The sequence below is a fragment of the Variovorax sp. 01T432 genome (assembly GCF_056398605.1).
Genome location: NZ_JBFTPS010000061.1, coordinates 22,112 through 38,260 on the forward strand (window position 1 = coordinate 22,112; position 16,149 = coordinate 38,260).

A 16,149-nucleotide genomic window follows, 5' to 3' on the forward strand; every position below is an offset into this window, starting at 1 on the left:
CGAACGTTTTACATCTAATCAAGGAATTGAGACTATCGACTCGCACCCGCGGCGGCCCCGTCGCGAGCAACAATACGAGCAGCATCAATGTCGACGACCGACCGCGATCACGTCGCACTCGCTTTTAAGAAGGCATTGCAGGTGCGAAGGGAGCATCTCTATGGGAGTCCGGACGATCCACAGGTCCGTGGTTGGCGACAATTAGCTTGGCCGGCGTGTTGCCTCACGAAGGAATGTTACCCGGCTGCTTGTTGTCGTTCGGTCTTCTTTTCAATTCTTTAAGTTGATGGCTGTGGGCATGTGGGCGAAGGCTGCGGCGGTGGGCAACGCAGCCGCGCAGCGCTGCGTTGTCCACCGCCGCAGCCGGTGCGCCGCAGGCGCATCGTCCACATGTCCATGGCCTGCCGGGCGCGAAGCGCCCGGCCCCCTCGGCCTCGCGTAAGTGGTCGGCTGCGTTCAGACTTCCGCCGGCACTGCATCTGCCTTGCGCAGACCGCCCAGGACCATTTCCGTGATGCGCGCGCTGCGCCAAGCCTTCACTCGGCGCTGCAATGTCCGCAGCTGCGCCTTGCCGTCGTAAATCTCTGGAACCATCGCGACCAGTCGAGCCATCAGGGTCTTGGCCGCAATTGAGGGCTCAGCAATGAGCCACCCTTCAATGACTGGCCACACGTCGGCGAATGGGTCGGCCCGAGTCTTCCACCAGTGTTTGGCCTTGGGCTGCTTGCGATGCGTCGGACGCACTTCGCCGTCCGTCCAGGCCGACGACAAGCTTTGAAGGAACGTTGCAACATCGGCCGTACTTCTCGATTTCACTTCAGTCGGAACGCCGTGGGCCGCAATCTCGCTCAACGTCTGCTGTGCGCTGCGGATTTCCTGCAGCAGCCGCACAGGGTCGAGTCGTTTGAATTGCGCCGTCAACTTCTCCTTGATCGCCGGCTCGACGCTGCCGTGGGCAACAAGCCGCTCACACGGCGTCGCTGGCGCGAAGTACACCTTGTGCACGCGAGCGCCGTCGCGCGTCTTGGACTTCAGCTTGAATGAGGGTTGGAAGAAGTTGATGTACAGCCGCGATGACTCGTACAGCCGCGCCAAGGCCTTCGTGGCTTCGCGACCGCTCAGGCGACCATAGCCGACCAGGCGCCGAACAATAGCGCCGTTCTTCTGCTCCACCCAGGCCTGGTCGTTCTTCTTGTAGGGACGTGATCGCGTCTGCTCAAGCCCGCGCCCCTTGCAATAATCGAACACGGCTTGGCTCATGAAGGTGCTGTCATTGTCCGAGTCAATGCCGAGCATCGCGAACGGCAGATCGGCCGTCACCTTCTCGAAGGCTTCGATCACCAGCATCTGGTCGCGCATCCTCATCGCCACGCATTCCGTCCAACCGCTGGCGATGTCGGTCAGCGTCAGGGTGTGAACATAGTCACCGTCAGTCTTCGGGCCGCCGCAGTGCTCGACCATGTCGATCTCGAAGAAGCCTGGCACCGGATCCCTCCAGTCGGCGAAGGTGTGTACCGGAATGCTGCGCCTGATGGCCGCGCCCACGCCAGTGCGGCGCCTTCGCTTCCCGTCGATGTGCAAACGCGCATCGGCCAGGACGCGATCAATGGTCGCGGCGCTGACTTGCAAGACCTTGGTCTTGACGACCGGGTCCAGGTCGAGGTGGCCATGGCGTTCCATCGCATCGACCAACATCGGGATCAACGCCTTCAGCCGCTTGCCGCAAACCCGATCCGCAGCCTCCCACAGCACCGTCAGCGCTTGCCGCACCGCCTCGTCATACAGACGATTGCGTGCCCGCGTTTCTTTCGTGTTGACCTCTTCACGCAACACCCGGATGGCGTGTTTGCGGTGGTAGCCGGTCAAGGCCACGAACTCATCCAGGATCTTCGCCTTCTCCACCGGTGGCGCGCTGCTGTAGCGCGCTCGCACTGCTTCAACCAACTCCTTGCGTGTTGCCATGCTGATTCGCCTCGTCACGTAGTGATGCTCCCGTCGGACCATCCGACGGGTAGCAAGTTACGTGAGGCAACAGGTCAGCTCGGGTAGCAATTCCGACGAGTCAATGCGGCGGACAGGGTAGTTGACGCCGGCCAGGTCCCCCATTCAATCCCGGAATCCGCGCTTACACCCTACGTCGGCTACGTCGGCCCCGGATACCGTCGCGGTGGAACACTTCTCGTGGCCGCGAATCCGGGCGGTGGCGGCGACTCGCAATCGAAGACGTCGGGTGACGCGGCGTTGGAGAAGGCAATCCTCGCATTGCGCGACTGCGAGCCGACCCTGGCGCCGCTCCTGTTGGATGCGATGGCCACGGCATACATCGAGCAGGTGAAAAATATCAACCTGCGCAAAATCATCTATCCGGTGTTGAAGGCTGCGAAGCAGGACATCGCGGGCATCGCGTTCCTCAACGTCTTCCCCTACCGGACGCGCGACAACGCTCCGCCGCCCGCCGGCTTGGTGCGTCTCGCGGCAACCGAGATCGGAAAGCCTCTGGTTGAGGCGCTCGCGCCGTCATGCATCTTCTTCCTGGGTTCTGGCATGGGGAAGATCGCCGCCGAGGTCATGCACGCCGAGAAGATCTACATCCTCAAACGCGCACGAGGCGACACGCACGTGCCGCCCGACACGCAGCGGCAACTCGACAACCTCAGCTAGGCCGCGGCGGCAAAGGTTTGCGCGTAACCGGAGCATCCACCGACCCGCCGCTCGCTGCAACCCACGGCAGCTGGGCGATGGGCTACCCGCCTCGAGGCACGTCGGAAGGGGGCACGCTGTTGAACATCAACACATCCTTCAGCGATGGCTTCGGCTGCTCAGGCGACAAGACCTGGCCAAGAGCCTTCTGCCAGGCGAGATCGGTGCCGTGAAACTCCACAGACTCGGGCGCCGCGAGCATCTGCTCGAGACCGGCGCGTTCCCGTTGCGAAAACTGATTCGTGGGTATCGTCATGCCTGCCACTTTACTGGATAGCGCCGAGATCCTTCGCAACGTCGCCCAACGCGAATACCACCCGGCGCACGCCTTATCGAGGACGCGGCCCGCCGTTCAGAAGCTGCACGTCCTCATCGCCATATCCGCGCGAGACGTCGCGCTGGACATTGCCGCCAGCCACGTCACCAGGGCGGATGCCGTAGTTCGCAGCCTGGCTGACCCGCTCTGCCGAGACCTGGGTGACCCGCTCGGCCGGCCGGAAACCCTGGTTCGCGCGCTGACGCTTCTGGTCCAACTCGATCTCGCGCGATTCGAAGGTCTTCCAGATGGGCTTCAGGAACGAGGCAACGGCTTGTGCGTTGTACCCGGCGCCCAAGTCCGACTTCATGGCCTCACGGGCGATCGGATCGCGCTGTACCTGGTCCTGCACCCAGCGAACGAAGTTCGAGGTGTCGTGGCCGCTGCCGGTGTTCATCCGCCAAGACGCAATGCCATTCCACTGTTGACCGTTGAGCGGCTGCTGCGCATTCATCGCCAGCGCGGCGAATGCGTCGGCGTAGCGTTCTGCGGAGCGCGCGGCATTGTCGACGGCATTCGGATTGTTCAGACCCGCCGCGCCGCCGGCCTGAATGGCGCGCTCGGTGTGAACGTCGACCAGGCCGGAATACGACATACGCTGAAGCGCCTGCACACCCCGTCCGCTTTGCGCCTCGAGCTGTGCGGCGATCGACTCACCTTGCTGAGCGCAATGCGCCGCTTCATGAATGACTGCGAAGTCCATCGCTTCCTTCGTCGACAGGCCGGTCATTTGCGACATCCGCCTTGCGTAATCGGCCTTGTCGGCATGCATCACGATCATGCAGGCGGCGGTATTGGGTGCCGCCCCCATGTACATCATGGCCGCAGGCGCGTCGCTCCGGGACTGCATCATGCTGTCGCGAACGAGGCCTTGGCCGCCGGGGCCGGCCGGCGGCACCGCGGCCGCCGCCCGCCGGGAAGCCTCGTCGAACTGGCTGTACTCGTTGCCCGCGGTCACGACGACCGGGAACAACACGGGTCGAAGGGAAGAAGTCGCTGCGATCGAGCCCACATCGTTTCGCAGCATGACCTCGGCCAGGTCGTTCGCGGACTGCGGAACGTCCGAGCGACCGAAGCCGAGCGACTGCGCCAGCGAGGGGCGGCCGCCCGTGGCGACGGTGCTGGTCCGCACCAGGCCGCTGCGCGCATCTGGCGCAGCGGACGGCCCGTTGACCGCTTGCTTCACCGACTTTCCAACCATGTCGACCCCGCCCTGCATCGTCTGACGGACGGCGGTCGACATCGCGCTGGTGGCAACGCTACTGGCAACGTTGCCCATCGTGCGTTGGAACATGTCGGAAAAGTCCGCATGGGCAGCCGCCGAAAACGTCAGCGCCGCCGTGGCCATCATCGTGCCGAGGACGCTGTTCCTCCAGGCGACGTCGTTGCCGTGCACCTCGATCACCTCGGGCGCCTCGAGCATCGCCGTGAGCTGAGCTTGCTCTGCGGCGGAAAAGCGATTCTGTGTTGCCATCTCGGGTCTCTAGTTGGAAGGGGGAGTTGCACGGCCAGGTTCAGCCGCTGTTGAATAGGTAATGACGGATTCGGCGGCACGCGTTCTCTGGCTGGCGACCAGGACATCCTTGAGTCCGGCGCTGCTCTCGCGATGCGCCACGGCCGCGGCTTTCTCGAAGTCGTTCCATCGCGGTCGCAGGAAAGACGCGATCGCCTGTGCATCGAAGCCCGAGTCACCGGCGGACTGCATCGCGGCGAAGGAGGCAGGATCTCTGCGCACCTCGTCACGGATGTGTGCGAGGAAACTGGCGGTGTTGTGACTCGCGGCATCGCCGAGGCGCCACGCGATCAGCCCTTCCATCTGTTGCCCGGAGATCCGCTTTTGCGCCATCAGGGCCAGCAGCGCGAACCCGTCCGCGAAGCGCTCCGCGCTCAGCTCGTTCGGTCGGCCGGCCAGCAGGTTGTCTGTCAACAGGTCGCCTTCTTTCCCGCCGGCGATCATGGACTCCACCTTTGCCCCGAGCATGCCGGAGGCAATTCGCTGGGCCTGCACGCGTCCGCGGCTCATCACGTCGAATGCGGCCGCCAGGATCTCGGCCTGCTGGGCACAATGAGCGCTTTCGTGGATCACCGCGAAATCCAACGCCGCCTCGGTGCTCAGGCCGGTGGCACGGGCGAGCGAGCCGATCGCCGCGGCGTGCTGGTCGCTGATGAGAAGAGCGCAGCCGGACTGGTTTCCGTCCTTCGCGATATAGCTCCAGGACATCGGGGACTGCGTCTTCGGAAGGTCCGCCTCGAGATTGTTCTGCAGGCGCATGAGCCCGCCCAGCCCTGGCTCCACCACCGGCTTGCCGAACACGAACTGGACGACCTTCTCATGGATCTGGTCCTCGTTCATCCCAGCGCTGAAGGCAAGTGGATACACCGTCGGCCGCACTGTCACCGCGGTCGAGGCGACCTCCTGCGCGCCATCGCGCCGCAGGAGCGCGGCAACGCCAGCCTCGGAGGTCGGCACCGTGGCCTTCCTCGCGAAGAACGACGCCGGAGGCGCATCGATATGCGACAGATAAGGCGCAGCCCACTCCGCATGTGCAGTCCCAAAGCTCATGCAGGCCGTTGCCATGACTACAGCGAGCAAGCCGGCACGCCACGCACGATCGGACCCGTGGATCTCCACGCGCTCTGGCGCATCAAGCATGTCCTGCAGGGCGCCTCTCTCTTTGGCGCTAAATTTGTTTGACGGCATAACCATGATTCAATGATCTATGCACTTCGCCATTTCTGCGCAAATGTTTTCTGGCATGCGGGCGGTAAGGGGAGAATTCGCGGCGCCAGAGCGCGCCGGAGCGGCCCCGCGGTGAATCAGCGCGTGATGGGCACGGGCACCATGTCGTTGATGGTGATCCGCCCCTTCACGATCGAGCCCGGCCCCTCGAAGAGCGCGACAACGACCGAGTTGACCCACTTGCTGCGGAACTTCGGCGCCACGAAGAGCATGGTCCGCGCCGGCGGATGCTGGAAAGTCAGCTCGAGCGCGGAGGCCAGCCAGCGGGCGCTGACGGGCGGCTGCATGCCGGGCTCGGCCTTGATGACAAGACATGCGGCGTCGCCCCGCTCCATCGTTGCGAAGTCCGTGATGACAAGGTTGTCCTTGGCGCGCGGCTTGTGCGACGGATCGGGAAACCACGAGGCTTGCGGGCTGTTCATTTCTTCTGTGCTTTCTGGGATCAGCGGTTGACCGCCCGCTTGTTCGCGGCGATGAGCTGCGGCATCATTTCCGAGCGAATGGCAGCCTGGGCGGAGTTCGATTCGATCACCGAGGTGACGATCTGGCGGTCAAGCGCGATGCTCTGCAGCCAAGCATTCAGGGACTGCATTCGAACGTTCTCGCGCGCGAGATCCGTGTCTGACATCGCGAGCAGTCGCAGCTGCCAGTCGGGATTCATGAACCGACGCTGCGTCTCCAGTGCGATCAGTTCGGCCATGGAGATGCCCTTGCTCGACCAGTTCGGCGCATTGTTCTGCAGGTAGCCCTGGACAAAAGCGGCGTCATCGGACTTGAGCATCTGCTGCAACATCGGAATCAGCTCCGGCTTGGCTGCGATCAGGTTCGCCTGGGCCTCTTGCGGGTACTTCGCAACGCTCATTCGCGCTGCGAATGCATCCTCCAGCGCCAGGAACTGCCGGCCCGCGTCGGTGTTGCGCTGGGCCTTGGAGAGGTCCTGCAGCTGAACCGGCTGATCGAGGTTGCGCATCAGGGCGCGCACGGCGGTGCCGTCATTGCCGGCCAGGTCAACCGTCAGGCGTCGCTTGACGACCGTGCCGTCACCAGCCGTCTGTGGCCCATCAAATAGTGTCGAGGCGCGAATGTCGGCGTTCGGATAGCCTGCGCTGTTCGAAGTTGCGAAGCCTGAATCGGCACAAGCCTGGCCTCGCAGCGGCCCGTCCGCGAAGGTGGAGCAGGCAGCCTTTGCCGACCGCGCGGCCTCGACCTCGGGCAGACCCGCCGGTGCTCGCTTCTCGGCGACGTTCAAGACCGCATCCATCCCCCCCGAGCCACCCGGCGCAGGCTTTGGCTGGCCGCCACCTCCTCCGCCCGTGGCGGTCACACCATTTCGACTTGCCGATGACGTCCCGATGGTGCTGACCAAGACGTTGCACGGGTCCACCCCGCTGAAGCGCTCCTCGTTGCGGATCGCAGCCTGTTCGGAGGCCGTACGCTGCGCCGATTCGCTGATGACCTTGGCGGTCCCGGCCGAGGCCTGCGCCGTCGTCTCGGCTGCGCCCGAGATCGCGCTGGCCAAGCCCGATTTCAGATCGCTGATGCTTTGGGTCAACGTCATCGTCTGATCTGAGAGCCCTTGCGTGATTGCTTGTGTGATGGCCAACGAGGCCTGTTGCACCTGCACTATCAGCGCCACGTCGATCACAGATGTGGTTGCGTACGCAGCGCCGGCGAACGCGTAGAGCGCCAGCGCAGGCGCGAGACGGAGAATCGGATGGAGAAGCTTCATGTTTGGCGAGGCGCCTATTCGTTGGTGCTCAGCACTTGCCGCTGATCGTGCAAGAGATCGAGTTCCAGATCGATCCGCTTGCCGCGTTGGCGCTTTGGTTCACGCCTGTCGAGACGCCATTTGCGAGGCTCCCCGTCGCGGACCCAACGACGCTGCTGCCGATGTTTCCGAGCGCGCCACCCCCCAGGCCACTGCTGACACCGTTGTTGAGCCCATAGAGGTTCTGGTTGACGCTGCTGTTGATCTGTCCCGTGACCTGGCTTGTCGCCTGGTTCAGCGCCGAACACGCGGCGCTCGTCAGCTGACCCACGGCCGAACTCGCCATGCGATCAAGGATGCCCGTCGAGCCGCGCCAGTCGGCCATCTGGGGAATCACCCGGGCGATCGCGCCGTTGACGGTGCTCTGGCAGTTGGCCGCTTGCGCGATTGCGCTCGAGAGGGTGATGTTCGCCCGGTTCTGGCGCTGGATCGCGCGGTCCAGCGCGGCCTGGCTGGCGGATGTCGCCTGACCGCAGTAGTCGACTGCAGCCTGAGCGATGCCGAGGTTACCGAGCCCGAGGCATAGAACCAGGATCAGGTTCCGCGCCTTCGGAAGAGCCCTCGATCGGGTCGGAAGGCTTGCGATGGATGAATTGCTGCGCATAGTTTTCGACTTCTTGGAAGAGACTCAGCGCCTGACGCTGTGCGAAAGTGAGACGGTCCTCGCCGCCTGGCACAAGCGCCTGGGACTGGAGGACGGCAACGATCAGGTCCGTGCACCGGCCAAGGCTGCCTTGCAGCCACGCGGTGCGCAGATCCAGCTTCAGGCCCGCGTGGTTCTCGGTAGCCTGCAGATGGTCGACAACCTCGCCGATGCACTGCGCACCACGCACGGGAGGGACGCCCAGCACGCTCAAGCGGCCGATGGCGGCAGTGATCGAGACGTATAGGCGGGCCTGCGCTGTCTCGACGGTGTCGGCCACCGCGTATCCGTCAAAGCCCACCCGACCCGCGATAGCCTCGGCGTCCTGTGCGATAGCGCCCAGCTGCAACGCAAGCGATTCGTTGAAGCCCTTGATCTTGTCCGCGCTCATCCCGCCTTCCCAGGCCATGCAGAGCGTGTTGGCGGCGGCGTCGGTGGCCTGCGCCCGAAGCCAGTCGGGAATCGGGCCGCTCAGGACGCAGCGTTGCGCGAGCGACGTGCCGAGTTCGAGCGATTGACGATGCAAGTCGCGCAGCGTCTCGCTGCGGACGTGCTCCTCGGCCATGATTCCGGGCCTCGCGGCGACAGCACCGAGCAGGCGGGTGAGCAGCTTGACGGTTGAAATGTGAACCTTTGTGGCATCTGCGACGCGTTGCGAGGCAACTGCACCGGCGAAGCCGGCCACCGGCGCGGCTTGAGCTCGAGCGGCCCCCTGTTCAGGCGCTCGGCTGAAACCGGCCACCCGTGTTGCTGCGGCTGCCTCAACCGGAGCAGGCGGGGCCGGAGCAGCGGCAGGCACGGCCGCTGGCGGGGCAGTCGGCTTCGATCCGACCGGTCCGCCCGATTCAGTTTGGACCGGGCGAACGAAGCGCACAGCCCGTGGTACGGTAGCAGGACTAGGAGCAGCAGTTCGCGGCGCCAGAGCGGCGTCGGCTCCCGCGGCAACGTCTGCCGCGCTCAAGGATTCGGAGGACGAGTCCTCGGGCACTTCCGGCTCACTTGCCGCCACGCCTGAGCCCTTCGTGTGCAAACGACCCGTCTTGAGCTGATGGCGCAGGAATTTGTTCGCTCCGAACCCAAGCGAGGTCGAGGGCGTAGCGCTTACGCTCGTGGATGCGCCGTGGGCGCCATTTCCGTTGGTGGTGGTCATGTGGCCATTGCAATCTGGGGTTGATGGGCCTCGACGCGCGCGGCGAGCGCGGCCGTGTAGGACTCAAGGGACTGGCGCTCCTGCTCGTACCCGTCTTCCTTGAAGCGTGCGAACACCGCCATCAAGTCAACGAGCTTCTCCGCGTGCCAGCGGAAGACCCGATCTGCCGCTTGCTGGAAGAGGAGCCCTCGCAAGACGCCGACGTCGTCGCCGAGTGGGCGCACGGTCACGTTGAACTCGAAGGCTTCCGCAGCCGGCGAAGACTGCGCGCCAACCAGCTCCATGTCGAATTCGCTCTCGATGCCGACACTCAGAGCGCGCGCGATGCGGACAGCCTCCGCGACGACCGCCGGCATAAACGAGAAGTCCGGCGACCCGAACACCTCCGTCGCCCCATAGGAGACTCCGCTGGCCGTAAAGGAAACGCCATGCGAGATGGCGAGATTGGTGAGAAGGCGCTCGACAGAGATCATCGCAGGGCGTGCTCGATTCAATAGGCCAGCGGCCGGGAACCGGCCTCATCCTCAGGGGCAAAGTCGAGATCAGCCTGGACCATGTGCAGCAGGCTCATCGCGAGCCGACCAGTGGTGACCGGCTCGTCTCCGCGCGCAATCTCCGCCTCGGTCTGCGGCAGCGCCACATCGTTATCGACGATCGCGGAGTTGTGCGTGCGGATGCGTTCGAGCGCGCCAGAAGGATCCAAGAGGATTGCATGTTGGACGGAGCGCCAGTCCAAGTCGGGAGCGCAAATGTTGCAGCACTCTTCGAAGGAGAGCACGCCGCCATTGCTGGCGACCCACTCGCGACTCACCCGGAGCTCCTCCACGGTGACGTTCCTGTTCAGACTGCGCTCAGCCGCGTCAACCTTCTGAAGCAGGACCATGTCGTCAATGCTCGAGCGAATCAGACTGGCGGCGAGCTTTCGCTCACCCTCGGTCGCGAAGTGGTACAGCTCGATATCGTCGAGCACGACTGGGTTGTCCCAACCTTCAGACGGCTTGGTCATGAGGAGCTCCGGCGCCTATGGCTTCTTAGGTGGAAAGGGGAAGCGCAGGCGCGGAACCTGCGGCAGGACGAGGCGCGCATGGGGATCGCGCTTCAGCTCACGCAGCAGGCGCGAGTAGGTCTGATCGAACATCGCGCCATCCATCCGGCCTTCGCGGCAGACCGCAGCCTTCGGCTGGCCACGCACGATGCTCAGATCGAACATCGCGCGCAGATCATCAGGTAGCGACTCGACGCGCGCCATCACACGGGCAAGGCGACTCGCCGACGCTTGGCTCACAGCGGCCGCGTGCATTGCTCTCAGCCTCGCGGAGAGTTGCTGCGGTCGGCCTCGTGCGCAGCCTCGGGCACCTGGCGAAGGACGGGGACGTTGGCCCGCCATTCGGCGCCGGCGGCCAGCAAGTCCGTTCGTGCAGGCGCGCCCCCGGCCGCATATGCGGACAGGACGCTCTTCACCTTCTCGACGGTGACGTCGACGCCAGCCGAGATGCGGTCCAAGAGAGTATTGAGCTGGTTCGCCCGTTCCGGCGACGGGGCGATGCCGTTCATTGTCATTGCCACGCCCCCCAAAAGTGCTGTCATTTGATGTGCCCTTGCTTGATGTGAGAGATTCAGATTCATTTCGTTTTCACCCTTTACATTGTGTCGCCATTCTTCCACGGACGAATGCATTTTCGTCTCGGTCATTTCCCTTTGAAAACTGTCGGCAAAACGCCACGCGACGAAAACGCTTCGGAGAGCAACCGTTTCACCATTTCCGAAATCTTTTGTTTTAGTAGCTCCGGGCTGGCCCGACCTTCGGCGACATCGGCAAGCGCCAGTTCCCAGAGAGCGGTCATCGAAACGCTCTTGAGTGAATCCGGCAGCTGGCTCAGCAGGTGCGTGCCGAACTCGGTGATGTGCAGCTGGTGTTTCTTGCCCTTCTTGACCCGGCGCAGCAGATCCCGATCGAGGTGATTCGTGATGATCGTGCCGCGGGTACGGGAGGTGCCGATGCCCTGGACGCGCTTCAGCATTTCGCGCTCCTGGTCGTTGCGCCCGAACTTGTGAGCTGACAGCATGTCGTCCATCAGCTCGTCCTCTGTGTACGGACTTGGCGGCGTAGTCCGCTTCGACTCAACCTTGGCGCTCACCGCATACATGACGGCCCCGCTCTGGTAGCCGCCGAACTTGTCGGTGGGGTCGCTCATGAGCGCATCCTTTGCACTTCGCCTCGCACTTCCGTCTCGCCGGCCCGGCCATCTTCGGAGTCGCCGCTTGATTCGGCATCGGCTTCGACCTCCTTCCAGCCCTTGCGGATCTCCTGCTTCTGGCTGGCGCGGAACTCGTCTTGGCCGAACCGGCCGATGAGCGAGTGCTGCTTGTAGAGGTAGTCGGGGTAGAACTGAGCCATGAACCGCTTGGCGATCGTGCGGAAGACTGCCTGCTCGTTCCGCCCGGCACCGCTGCTGGGCAGGCCCATGGGCACGATGGCGAAGTGCTCGTCAAGCTTCGAGTCGTTGAAGGCTGCTCCCTTGATCTCCATGTGGGCGCCCTGTGCCTGGCCAGGGAACAGCTTCGCGAGCTGGCCCATCACCTTGCGCGCGTCCGCATGCATCGATTCAGGCAGGAACCGGCAGTCGGTACCGACATAGGAGATCGCCTTGCTCTTGTAGAGGTTCTGCGCCGCCTCGCTCACTTCGTCCAGGGTCATGCCGTGTTGGCGCGCGGCCTCGGCCTGGAGCGCCCCGAGGGAGAACGGGAGCGGCGGCTTCTCACTGTGTTCTTTGGCGGTGGCCTGGACACAAGTGCCTTTGAGGCCCCCGGTGATCGCTCGGACGATTTGCTTGGCCACCTGTTCGTCGATGATCCGGCCTTCGTGGTCGAAACCCGGCTTGCCGGCGGCTTCCTCCCGCTTGTGCCAACGCATGACGGTGCCGTCGCGCAGGGTGATCACGGGGATGAAGTAGTCGACCGGCTTGAAATTGGCAATGGCGAGACGGCGGTTCTCCACCATCGCAAGCACTGGCGTCTGCACGCGGCCAACGCCCACATTCGACTTGCGCAGGATCGCCTGGTAGGCCATCGACGGATTCAAGCCCCATACCCAATCCAGGTACTGGCGAACGCGCGCAGCCTCGCCGCGCAGGGCCCACTTCGGAGCTCCGTTGCGCTCGAAAGGCTTCTTGAGCGTCGCGGCGATGTCCTCGGCCCGATTGGAGACCAGTTCGACGCGGAACACGTTCGGCCCCGACGGATCAATCCCGAAATGCTCAAGCAGTTCATCGACGATCAGCTGGCCTTCGCGGTCGGTATCCCCCGCATTCATGACCTTGACGCCGCGGCGCAGGAACTTTTTGGCGACGATGTACGGACCGAACGGCTTCCGGGCGCCGGCGCTCTTGTCCCTTGCGCCCTTCTTCTCATCGGTGCGGGGATGGGTGATCAGCTTCGGGGGAAGTACCGGCAGGAAGTCCTTGTACCGGTCGAACGCGCGCTGTTCCTCGAGTTGCGCCATCTCGGGAGAGAGGTACTCGGAGACCCTCGCCGTCTGCAGCAAGTGGCCTGCCAGCGGCAGCACGATATCCCCGTTGCCCATGACGAAGTAGCCGTCACGTCCCGCTGCGCTCTCGTTCGTGCAGGTGACCCCATAGGCGAGCTTCATGCCCGCGACCAGGTCCCTGGCCGCCGAGGGCTTTTCCGCTATCCATACGACTTGCTCACCGGCCATCTTGTATCTCTTGAACCCTACGCGTTTGTTACGTTTGATTCAATAGTACTTCACGAAGCAAGTTGCAGTTGGTTTTTGCCGGCCATTTGTGTTGGTTTCATGCTGATGAGTGGTGGGCGTAGCTCTCCTTTGTGCGAACTCCCTTGGTCCAAGTCGGACCACCGGCCAGCTCTCGGCTGGGGGGAACTCGCGCCCGTAGGCAATCTCACCCTCCCGACGCCTGGCTAGAGCGCGGCTCCTCCGGCTCGTCGTCGCTTATGCCCGGGCCATTCAGATCCGCCCCACACGAGGGCGCGGGTGGGACGGCGCGGCACTAAATCGGCTGGAGTAACGGGGCGAAGGCAACGAGGGCGGCACGTCGCGGGCCGCGCCGGCGGGCGGCGAGGCAGAATGCGTCGGAAGGCCGGATTCGTTTAGGTTTGTCCGACATCTGCCCGGCCTGCAAGACGAGCCTGCGCATAACACCGACCTGAGGGCAGGTGTTGGACAAGCCTCGAGGGAGGAAGCCGCGGCGAATGAGGCGATGCTTGCCGAGCACTATGGCGATTGGAGGGGATGATGCGGCCGATTGAGGGTCCGTGTCTTCGTGTTGCAGGTCGGTAGTTGGACCGGCGCCGATGCCTGAACAGGTTGGGCGATAGGTCGTATCGCTTGGGCGACGATGTGGCAGCGTCGCTGACCCCGGTCCCGCGTTGGAGGGCGCACGGCGTGCCCGCACCAGTTCCCGACGGGAGAGGACCGATGCTTGTTTCTGGCTGGCTTGGGCTTGGCGCTCATGATGTGCGGACCGACGCCGGCGGCGCCCGGATCAATGGGCGCTCGCGCATGAGGACCTCGACCACGACCAGTGGTCGGCCACAGTGCCAGCAAACGAACGTCGGCACGGCTATCGCTGGCTCCCTCAGGTGGGGCTCGACGCTGACCTGCAGCGCGGCGCGCGCCAGTCCCAGGCACTCGCTGCGATTGCCATTGGCCAGTAGCCCATAGTGGCGGATTCGATGGAAGCCGCCAGGCAGGATGTGAAGGAGGAATCGCCGTATGAACTCCTGCGGCTCCAGCGTCATGGTCTTGTGGCGCGTGCGGCCCTTGGCTCGGTAGTCCTTCCAACGGAAGGTCACGCCGCGCTGATCCAGCGCAACCAGACGGCTGTTGGAGATCGCCACCCGATGGGTGTATCTCGACAAATATGCCAATACGGCTTGTGGCCCGGCGAAGGGACGCTTGGCATAGACCACCCATTCATGCCGGCGCATCGGCGCCAACCATTCGGCGAAGGCCTGCTCGTGCGCCAGCGCCGCGTGCTCGCCGAAGAACTGCAGTCGTCCAGCGCGATGCAACTGCTCAAGCCCTTCGAGGAAGCGTCGTCGGAACAAACGCGAGAGCACGCGCACGGGCAGGAAGAAGCCGGGTCGGCAAGCAATCCAGGTCTTGCCATCGGGCGTCAGGCCCCCGCCGGGCACGATGCCGTGTATGTGCGGATGGTGCGTCAGGGCCGAGCCCCAGGTGTGGAGCACGAGCGTGGCACCGATGCGTGCGCCCAGATGCCTGGCATCGGCTGCGATAGTCAACAACACGTTGGCGGACATGTCGAACAGCAGGCCGTAGATCGCGGCCTTGTTCTGATACGCAATGTCGGCAATGGGCGCAGGCAGCGTGAAGACCACGTGGTAATACTCGACCGGCAGCAGATCGGTCTGTCGAGCCTCGAGCCAGCGTTGGGCAGCGCTGCTCTGGCACTTCGGACAGTGCCGGTTGCGGCAGGAGTTGTAGCTGACCTGGTCGGCCCCGCAGCCTTCGCAACGCAAGACATGGCCGCCCAATGCCGCACTGCGGCACTGCTCGATGGCCGACATGACCTTGAGTTGGCCCAGGCTCAGGTGACCCCGCTGAGTCTGGCGCCAGGCGGGTCCATGGAGGCGGAAGATGTCGGCGACTTCCAGGGCGGCGCGTGCCACGACGGCCGGGTTACGACGACGGCAGCATCTCCAGCGGGCTGATCACTGCCCGCAGCACTTCGGTGGCTACGTGGGTGTACAGCGCGGTGGTCTCCAGTCGCTTGTGGCCCAGCAGCACCTGAATCACCCGGATGTCGACCTTTTGCTCCAGCAGGTGCGTCGCGAAGCTGTGCCTGAGTGTGTGCATCGACACGCGCTTGTCGATGTGGGCGGCGTCGGCGGCCAGATGGATCGCGCGATTGAGTTGCCGGGTGGACAGCGAGTCCATCGGGTTGAGCCCCGGGAACAGCCAGCCGTTGGGCAGCATCTTGCCCTGCGCGTGGCCCACCCGCCACCATGCCCGCAGCCTCTCGAGTAGCACCGGCGAGAGCATGGCATAGCGGTCCTTGCGGCCCTTGCCTTGCTCCACGCGCAGCGTCATGCGCTCGCTGTCGATGTCGCTGACCTTCAGCGCGCAGACCTCGCTGACGCGTAGCCCGGTTCCATAGGCCACCGACAGCGCCGCTTGGTACTTGGGGTTCGGTGCAGCGGCGATCAGTCGAGCGACCTCGTCACAGCTCAGCACCACCGGCAGCGGGCGCGGCTGGTGCACGGGCTGCACCTTGACCATCAGCTCGGCGTGGCCCAGCGTGACGTCGAAGAAGAACTTCAGGCCGCTGAGCGTGGAGTTGATGGTCGGCGGGGACGTGCCGGTATCGACCATGTACAACTGGAAGGCCCGGAGGTCTTCCGCGGTGGCAGTATCTGGCGATCGCTTGAGGAAGGCGGCGAGCCTGCGCACGGCGCGGATGTAGTGAATCTGGGTCTTGCCGTTGAACTTGCGCATGCGCATGCGCATGTCGTCGATCATGCGTTGGCGCAACGGGGAGACGGAAGGCGTCAATGAACTCATGGTTCGGCTCCAGTCGAAAGGCGAGGCGGATTGCCTCAGCCGTCAACTTGGCAAGAACCAGAAACCCTACGAGCAACCACGGCGGTGGCGAGGCAACTGCCGCGCGAGCGGCTTAGTCCTTCGGCCAAAAGCCGACACTCGCATGCACCTCCAGTTTTCAAGCCAACCCAGGAACAGATGAACACACGTCGCGTCCACGAACTCATGCGGGCTCACTTTCCTGCGACAGGAACCGAAGGTCTTGAATGGACCAATCTCGTTGATGAGCGC

General features: G+C 64.0%; 17 protein-coding genes. 1 reads left to right on the forward strand and 16 read right to left on the reverse strand.

Annotated elements, in window-relative coordinates; genetic code table 11:
• Positions 1 to 456: 456 nt before the first annotated feature.
• Positions 457 to 2,004, reverse strand: a complete 1,548-nt coding sequence (locus tag AC1DNF_RS30410) for a DDE-type integrase/transposase/recombinase (RefSeq protein ID WP_478152385.1) — start codon at positions 2,002 to 2,004, stop codon at positions 457 to 459.
• A gap of 177 nt (positions 2,005 to 2,181) precedes the next feature.
• Here AC1DNF_RS30410 and AC1DNF_RS30415 point away from each other — a divergent pair, with 177 nt between their 5' ends.
• A complete protein-coding gene (locus AC1DNF_RS30415; RefSeq protein ID WP_478152386.1) occupies positions 2,182 to 2,661 on the forward strand; it encodes a hypothetical protein in 480 nt (159 codons plus the stop codon).
• Positions 2,662 to 2,743: 82 nt separating this feature from the next.
• On the opposite strand, the gene AC1DNF_RS30420 is transcribed toward AC1DNF_RS30415, so the two are convergent.
• The 15 genes from AC1DNF_RS30420 to AC1DNF_RS30490 all read right to left on the reverse strand — a co-directional run bounded on the left by AC1DNF_RS30420 (position 2,744) and on the right by AC1DNF_RS30490 (position 15,879).
• Positions 2,744 to 2,956 carry a hypothetical protein gene (locus AC1DNF_RS30420; protein ID WP_478152387.1) on the reverse strand — a complete coding sequence of 71 codons (213 nt, stop codon included), beginning with the start codon at positions 2,954 to 2,956 and terminating at the stop codon, positions 2,744 to 2,746.
• 73 nt (positions 2,957 to 3,029) lie between these two features.
• Complete coding sequence (locus AC1DNF_RS30425; protein WP_478152388.1) at positions 3,030 to 4,490, reverse strand: hypothetical protein; 1,461 nt, start codon at positions 4,488 to 4,490, stop codon at positions 3,030 to 3,032.
• A 9-nt stretch (positions 4,491 to 4,499) separates the two neighbouring features.
• Positions 4,500 to 5,723 carry a hypothetical protein gene (locus tag AC1DNF_RS30430; protein ID WP_478152389.1) on the reverse strand — a complete coding sequence of 408 codons (1,224 nt, stop codon included), beginning with the start codon at positions 5,721 to 5,723 and terminating at the stop codon, positions 4,500 to 4,502.
• Between the two features lie 110 nt (positions 5,724 to 5,833).
• A complete protein-coding gene (locus AC1DNF_RS30435) occupies positions 5,834 to 6,178 on the reverse strand; it encodes a hypothetical protein (RefSeq protein ID WP_478152390.1) in 345 nt (114 codons plus the stop codon).
• 20 nt (positions 6,179 to 6,198) lie between these two features.
• Positions 6,199 to 7,485 (reverse strand): hypothetical protein, encoded by a 1,287-nt coding sequence (locus tag AC1DNF_RS30440; RefSeq protein ID WP_478152391.1) that lies wholly within the window; start codon positions 7,483 to 7,485, stop codon positions 6,199 to 6,201.
• A 28-nt stretch (positions 7,486 to 7,513) separates the two neighbouring features.
• Positions 7,514 to 8,128, reverse strand: a complete 615-nt coding sequence (locus AC1DNF_RS30445; RefSeq protein WP_478152392.1) for a hypothetical protein — start codon at positions 8,126 to 8,128, stop codon at positions 7,514 to 7,516.
• Positions 8,031 to 8,852: a hypothetical protein gene (locus AC1DNF_RS30450; RefSeq protein ID WP_478152393.1), complete on the reverse strand. Its 822-nt coding sequence runs from the start codon at positions 8,850 to 8,852 to the stop codon at positions 8,031 to 8,033. The genes AC1DNF_RS30445 and AC1DNF_RS30450 overlap by 98 nt, the downstream gene beginning before the upstream one ends.
• A 461-nt stretch (positions 8,853 to 9,313) precedes the next feature.
• Positions 9,314 to 9,790, reverse strand: a complete 477-nt coding sequence (locus AC1DNF_RS30455) for a hypothetical protein (RefSeq protein WP_478152394.1) — start codon at positions 9,788 to 9,790, stop codon at positions 9,314 to 9,316.
• Positions 9,791 to 9,807: 17 nt separating this feature from the next.
• Entirely contained in the window at positions 9,808 to 10,323 is a 516-nt protein-coding gene (locus AC1DNF_RS30460) for a hypothetical protein (RefSeq protein ID WP_478152395.1), read from the reverse strand.
• Positions 10,324 to 10,338: 15 nt separating this feature from the next.
• The gene (locus tag AC1DNF_RS30465) at positions 10,339 to 10,617 is read right to left on the reverse strand and encodes a hypothetical protein (RefSeq protein WP_478152396.1); all 279 of its coding nucleotides are present in this window, start codon (positions 10,615 to 10,617) and stop codon (positions 10,339 to 10,341) included.
• A 5-nt stretch (positions 10,618 to 10,622) separates the two neighbouring features.
• Positions 10,623 to 11,009, reverse strand: coding sequence for a hypothetical protein (locus AC1DNF_RS30470; protein ID WP_478152397.1), 387 nt, complete (start codon positions 11,007 to 11,009; stop codon positions 10,623 to 10,625).
• Entirely contained in the window at positions 11,006 to 11,512 is a 507-nt protein-coding gene (locus tag AC1DNF_RS30475) for a DNA topoisomerase (protein WP_478152398.1), read from the reverse strand. Before AC1DNF_RS30475 ends, AC1DNF_RS30470 begins: the two co-directional genes overlap by 4 nt.
• Positions 11,509 to 13,032, reverse strand: coding sequence for a DNA topoisomerase (locus AC1DNF_RS30480; RefSeq protein ID WP_478152399.1), 1,524 nt, complete (start codon positions 13,030 to 13,032; stop codon positions 11,509 to 11,511). The genes AC1DNF_RS30475 and AC1DNF_RS30480 overlap by 4 nt, the downstream gene beginning before the upstream one ends.
• A 773-nt stretch (positions 13,033 to 13,805) precedes the next feature.
• Entirely contained in the window at positions 13,806 to 14,987 is a 1,182-nt protein-coding gene (locus tag AC1DNF_RS30485; protein ID WP_478152400.1) for an IS91 family transposase, read from the reverse strand.
• 10 nt (positions 14,988 to 14,997) lie between these two features.
• Positions 14,998 to 15,879, reverse strand: coding sequence for a tyrosine-type recombinase/integrase (locus AC1DNF_RS30490; protein ID WP_478152401.1), 882 nt, complete (start codon positions 15,877 to 15,879; stop codon positions 14,998 to 15,000).
• Between the last annotated feature and the right edge of the window lie 270 nt (positions 15,880 to 16,149).